This window comes from Sphingomonas sp. FW306-05-A (assembly GCF_058782275.1).
In genome coordinates this window covers 1-5,316 of the sequence record NZ_JBYSXN010000010.1, presented here as the reverse complement: position 1 = coordinate 5,316, position 5,316 = coordinate 1, and the positions used below count along the sequence as shown (strand labels likewise).

1 protein-coding gene, 2 tRNA genes and 2 rRNA genes are annotated in these 5,316 nt (G+C 53.9%); 1 reads left to right on the top strand and 4 read right to left on the bottom strand.

What is annotated here, in order from left to right:
• Positions 1-97: 97 nt before the first annotated feature.
• The 4 genes from AC3WJR_RS20355 to AC3WJR_RS20340 all read right to left on the bottom strand — a co-directional run bounded on the left by AC3WJR_RS20355 (position 98) and on the right by AC3WJR_RS20340 (position 5,091).
• Positions 98-2,897, bottom strand: a 23S ribosomal RNA gene (locus AC3WJR_RS20355).
• A 311-nt stretch (positions 2,898-3,208) separates the two neighbouring features.
• Positions 3,209-3,284: transfer RNA gene (locus AC3WJR_RS20350), tRNA-Ala, on the bottom strand.
• 22 nt (positions 3,285-3,306) lie between these two features.
• Positions 3,307-3,383, bottom strand: a tRNA-Ile gene (locus tag AC3WJR_RS20345).
• A 221-nt stretch (positions 3,384-3,604) separates the two neighbouring features.
• Positions 3,605-5,091, bottom strand: a 16S ribosomal RNA gene (locus AC3WJR_RS20340).
• The 16S and 23S rRNA genes sit together here with 2 tRNA genes alongside, the layout of an rRNA operon.
• Here AC3WJR_RS20340 and AC3WJR_RS20335 point away from each other — a divergent pair.
• Positions 5,092-5,316: hypothetical protein (locus AC3WJR_RS20335; RefSeq protein ID WP_492727481.1), on the top strand; the 225-nt coding region annotated here is incomplete at its 3' end. It abuts the rRNA gene before it with no gap.

Genomic DNA, 5,316 nt, shown 5'->3' with positions numbered 1-5,316 from the left:
TTGTCTGAAGATGGTAGTTGTTAATCAGGCGTTGCATTTGATCATCCGCCAGTCAGCGACATCTGGTTTTCCCAGGATTGTCATTGATGGTGGGACTCTCAAGCGCGAATAGAGCAATTAGTATCGGTTAGCTCCATGGATTACTCCACTTCTACATCCGATCTATCAACGTCATGGTCTCTGACGGCTCTATGAAATCTTATCTCGAGGGAGGCTTCCCGCTTAGATGCTTTCAGCGGTTATCCCGTCCATACATAGCTACCCTGCTGCGCTCTTGGCAGAACGACAGGTACACCAGAGGTATGTTCAACCCGGTCCTCTCGTACTAGGGTCAACTCCTCTCAAATTTCGACGCCCACGGCAGATAGGGACCAAACTGTCTCGCGACGTTCTGAACCCAGCTCACGTACCACTTTAATTGGCGAACAGCCAAACCCTTGGGACCTGCTCCAGCCCCAGGATGTGATGAGCCGACATCGAGGTGCCAAACAACCCCGTCGATATGAGCTCTTGGGGGTTATCAGCCTGTTATCCCCGGCGTACCTTTTATCCGTTGAGCGATGGCCCTTCCACGAGGGACCACCGGATCACTATGACCGACTTTCGTCTCTGCTCGACTTGTCAGTCTCGCAGTCAGGCGGGCTTATGCCATTGCACTCTAACAGACGGTTTCCAACCGTCCTGAGCCCACCATTGCGCGCCTCCGTTACTCTTTAGGAGGCGACCGCCCCAGTCAAACTACCCGCCACAGAGGGTCCCTGATCCAGTTTCATGGATCGAGGTTAGACATCAGAAACAAACAGGGTGGTATTTCACCTATGGCTCCACGTCAGCTGGCGCCAACGCTTCAAAGCCTCCCACCTATGCTACACAGTTTCTTCCTAATGCCACTCTGAAGCTGCAGTAAAGGTGCACGGGGTCTTTCCGTCTAACCGCGGGAACCCCGCATCTTCACGGGGAATTCAATTTCGCTGAGCATGTCCTGGAGACAGTGGGGAAGTCGTTACGCCATTCGTGCAGGTCGGAACTTACCCGACAAGGAATTTCGCTACCTTAGGACCGTTATAGTTACGGCCGCCGTTTACCTGGGCTTCATTTCAGAGCTTGCACCCCTCCACTTAACCTTCAGGCACCGGGCAGGCGTCAGGCCCTATACGTCGTCTTGAAGCCGACTTAGCAGAGCCCTGTGTTTTTGCTAAACAGTCGCTACCCCCTGGCCTGTGCCCCCAACAAGAGCTTGCGCCTATGTTGGGCCTCCTTCTTCCGAAGGTACGGAGGCAATTTGCCGAGTTCCTTCAGGACACTTCTCTCAAGCGCCTTGGTATACTCTACCTGACCACCTGTGTCGGTTTCGGGTACGGTCTATACGGTGGGGCTATTTCCCGGGACCTCTTCGAGGCCATCCCAATCCGATAAGGGATGACAACACACGAGATCCGTCACACACCACCAGGCCCACGAATATTAACGTGGTTCCCATCGACTACCCCCTTCGGGCTCGTCTTAGGGGCCGGCTCACCCTGCGCGGATTAGCCTTGCGCAGGAACCCTTGGTCTTTCGGCGAAAGGGCATCTCACCCTTTTTATCGCTACTCATGTCTGCATTCGCACTTCCGATACCTCCACGACCCATTACCAGATCGCTTCTCAGGCTTACGGAACGCTCCGCTACCGCGTACCATATAAATGGCACACCCTAAGCTTCGGTGCGTGTCTTGAGCCCCGTTACATCTTCGCCGCAGAACCTCTTGATTAGACCAGTGAGCTGTTACGCTTTCTTTAAAGGATGGCTGCTTCTAAGCCAACCTCCTGGTTGTTTTGGAAGTTCCACATGCTTTCCCACTTAGACACGACTTGGGGACCTTAGCTGTAGGTCAGGGCTGTTTCCCTTTTGACGACGGACCTTAGCACCCGCCGTCTGTCTCCCGGATATCACTCCTAGGTATTCGGAGTTTGGTTAGTGTTGGTAGGTCTCGCGACCCCCGCAACCATCCAGTGCTCTACCCCCTAGGGTGTCCATCCGAGGCACTACCTCAATAGTTTTCGCGGAGAACCAGCTATTTCCCGGCTTGATTGGCCTTTCACCCCTAAGCACAACTCATCCGGTAACTTTTCAACGTTAATCGGTTCGGACCTCCAGTGCATGTTACTGCACCTTCATCCTGGTCATGCATAGATCGCCGGGTTTCGGGTCTAATACATCAAACTCTGGCGCCCTATTCAGACTCGCTTTCGCTGCGCCTACACCTAACGGCTTAAGCTTGCTTGATACATTAAGTCACAGACCCATTATGCAAGAGGTACGCTGTCAGGCCTCAAGGACCCTCCAACTGCTTGTAGGCAATCCGTTTCAGGTACTGTTTCACTCCCCTCATCGGGGTGCTTTTCACCTTTCCCTCACGGTACTAGTTCACTATCGGTCGCATACGAGTATTTAGGCTTAGAGGGTGGTCCCCCTATGTTCAGACAGAATTACACGTGTTCCGCCCTACTCATGTCCTGAAGTCTCACTTTCGCATACGGGGCTGTCACCCGCTATGGCGCCTCTTTCCAAAGGCTTCTGCTAGTTGAACTCCAGGCACTGGCCTGGTCCGCGTTCGCTCGCCACTACTAACGGAATCTCGGTTGATGTCTTTTCCTCCAGCTACTGAGATGTTTCAGTTCGCCGGGTTCGCTTCACGAAAGCTATGTATTCACTTAAGTGATACCTAACCCCATTTAGCTTGCCCGACCCTGTTGCCAGGGACGGTCAAGTTAAACGGGATAGGTGGGTTTCCCCATTCGGAAATCTGCGGGTCAAAGGTTGCTCACACCTCACCGCAGCTTATCGCAGCGTGCCACGTCCTTCATCGCCTGTATGCGCCAAGGCATCCACGAATTGCCCTTACCTCACGCTTGAGAGTCCGCACCACCAACAACAACACTGGGCATGATCATGACGATCACGCCGACTCGGCAAGAGCAGAGTTGTCGCAGTATCTTGGTGCGGATGATTAAAAATGCTCAGCCTGATTAATTAGCGCTGTATCCGACCCTCTACGCTCTGACCCCGCGGCGAACCGCGATCCAAAGTCGTTCCTGTCGAACCAACGCCGTATCACGGCATCGATTTTAAGAACCCATTCACAATGTCAAATAAGGCGGGGCGAACCCCGCATTTCCGCCGAAGCGGAAGCGTTTTCTCTTCATCTCTAGGTATATGCAGCGAGTGGTGGAGCCTATCGGGATCGAACCGATGACCTGATGCTTGCAAAGCAACCGCTCTCCCAGCTGAGCTAAGGCCCCATACTCTTTTAAAGCGCGAATGTGGTGGGCCTGGGTGGATTCGAACCACCGACCTCACCCTTATCAGGGGTGCGCTCTAACCAACTGAGCTACAGGCCCGCACCTGCTTGCGCCGACCGTCGCAGCTTGAGCTGCGCCAGATGGCGCGCTTCGCAGCGCCGACCGAGCTTGTCCGACACAGCCCGTAACAGCGATGCTGTCGGTCCGTGTGGACTACCTAGTGATGAAGGGACATGAGGACGGCGGCAAATGTTCTTTGGAATGGAGGAAGCTCTTCTCAAAGGGCGAACCCGATAAGCGCTTTCCGCCGATATCCTTAGAAAGGAGGTGATCCAGCCGCAGGTTCCCCTACGGCTACCTTGTTACGACTTCACCCCAGTCGCTGAACCCACCGTGGTCAGCTGCCTCTCTTGCGAGTTAGCGCACTGCCTTCGGGTGAATCCAACTCCCATGGTGTGACGGGCGGTGTGTACAAGGCCTGGGAACGTATTCACCGCGGCATGCTGATCCGCGATTACTAGCGATTCCGCCTTCATGCTCTCGAGTTGCAGAGAACAATCCGAACTGAGACGGCTTTTGGAGATTAGCTCACCCTTGCGGGATTGCTGCCCACTGTCACCGCCATTGTAGCACGTGTGTAGCCCAGCGCGTAAGGGCCATGAGGACTTGACGTCATCCCCACCTTCCTCCGGCTTATCACCGGCGGTTCCTTTAGAGTCCCCAACTGAATGATGGTAACTAAAGGCGAGGGTTGCGCTCGTTGCGGGACTTAACCCAACATCTCACGACACGAGCTGACGACAGCCATGCAGCACCTGTGTTCCAGTCCCCGAAGGGAAGAGATCGGTCTCCCGAAATCGTCCGGACATGTCAAACGCTGGTAAGGTTCTGCGCGTTGCTTCGAATTAAACCACATGCTCCACCGCTTGTGCAGGCCCCCGTCAATTCATTTGAGTTTTAACCTTGCGGCCGTACTCCCCAGGCGGATAACTTAATGCGTTAGCTGCGCCACCGAAGCTCTAAGAGCCCCGACAGCTAGTTATCATCGTTTACGGCGTGGACTACCAGGGTATCTAATCCTGTTTGCTCCCCACGCTTTCGCACCTCAGCGTCAATACCAGTCCAGTGAGCCGCCTTCGCCACTGGTGTTCTTCCGAATATCTACGAATTTCACCTCTACACTCGGAATTCCACTCACCTCTCCTGGATTCAAGCGATGCAGTCTTAAAGGCAATTCTGGAGTTGAGCTCCAGGCTTTCACCTCTAACTTACAAAGCCGCCTACGTGCGCTTTACGCCCAGTAATTCCGAATAACGCTAGCTCCCTCCGTATTACCGCGGCTGCTGGCACGGAGTTAGCCGGAGCTTATTCTCCCGGTACTGTCATTATCATCCCGGGTAAAAGAGCTTTACAACCCTAAGGCCTTCATCACTCACGCGGCATTGCTGGATCAGGCTTTCGCCCATTGTCCAATATTCCCCACTGCTGCCTCCCGTAGGAGTCTGGGCCGTGTCTCAGTCCCAGTGTGGCTGATCATCCTCTCAGACCAGCTAAAGATCGTCGCCTTGGTGCGCCTTTACCACACCAACTAGCTAATCTTACGCGGGCTCATCCCTCGGCGATAAATCTTTGGACTTACGTCGTCATCCGGTATTAGCAGTCGTTTCCAACTGTTATTCCGAACCAAGGGGCAGATTCCCACGCGTTACGCACCCGTGCGCCACTAAGGCCGAAGCCTTCGTTCGACTTGCATGTGTTAGGCATGCCGCCAGCGTTCATTCTGAGCCATGATCAAACTCTCAAGTTTATGACCAACATCATCGCAGTGGAATTCCACGATAATATCAGCATCTCTAGGAGCTGCTCTGCACATATTCTTACGTATGGATACGTGAAGGACATGTATAAGAGCGACTTGGCTTTGAACGATCCAACGAGCCTAGAGGACCCGAAAGACCGTGTAGCCGCCGCCCACATGTCCCTTCATCTAAAACCAACAATGTCAAAGAGCGCAGAATACCGACGCCTTGTC